Origin of the sequence: Mesorhizobium sp. M7A.F.Ca.US.006.04.2.1, from assembly GCF_004022915.1 — a bacterium.
Classification (GTDB): Bacteria; Pseudomonadota; Alphaproteobacteria; order Rhizobiales; family Rhizobiaceae; genus Mesorhizobium; species Mesorhizobium ciceri.
Genome location: NZ_RZQA01001572.1, coordinates 1 through 572, shown reverse-complemented (window position 1 = coordinate 572; position 572 = coordinate 1). Strand labels below are relative to the sequence as shown.

The 572-nt window shown below is 64.9% G+C and carries 1 protein-coding gene; it reads left to right on the top strand.

Annotated features, from left to right (window positions below):
- A partial coding sequence (locus EN925_RS38790) for an ABC transporter ATP-binding protein (protein WP_164894833.1) occupies nucleotides 1-446 on the top strand: 446 nt, incomplete at its 5' end.
- Nucleotides 447-572: the final 126 nt, after the last annotated feature.

Here is a 572-nt window from a genome sequence, read left to right as displayed (position 1 = left end):
ACGATCTGCATCGCCTTGATCTGGTCGTCGACCTGCAGTCGAAGGAAGACGTCAGCTACATCTTCATCTCGCATGATCTGGCCGTGGTGCGTTACCTCTCCGACAAGATCGCCGTGCTCTATCTCGGCCGCATCATGGAGCTCGGACCGTCGGAAGAGGTCTTTTCCGGGCCGCATCATCCCTACACCGAAGCGCTGCTGTCGGCCGTGCCCAAACTCGACCAGACCGAGACGGCGCGCATTCGTCTCGACGGCGAAATCCCGAGCGCCACCAATCCGCCGTCGGGCTGCGTGTTCCACACGCGCTGCCCGCGCAAGATCGGTCCGATCTGCGAACAGCAGGAGCCGCCGCTGAGCGAGGCCCAGCCCGGCCATTCGATCCGCTGCCACATTCCATATGCCGAACTGGCCAGGCTGCAGAGAGCGGCCGTGACCGAGCCGGCATAGCGAGCGTCACCATCACCCGCGTGGCTTGGCCGGTCAGATCCGGCCGGCCATGCTGAGAGCACGGTCGCCTTCCGAAAAGCCCTGCCCTTCGGCCCAGTCTCTGGCCAGCGTGCGCAGGCCTGTGAG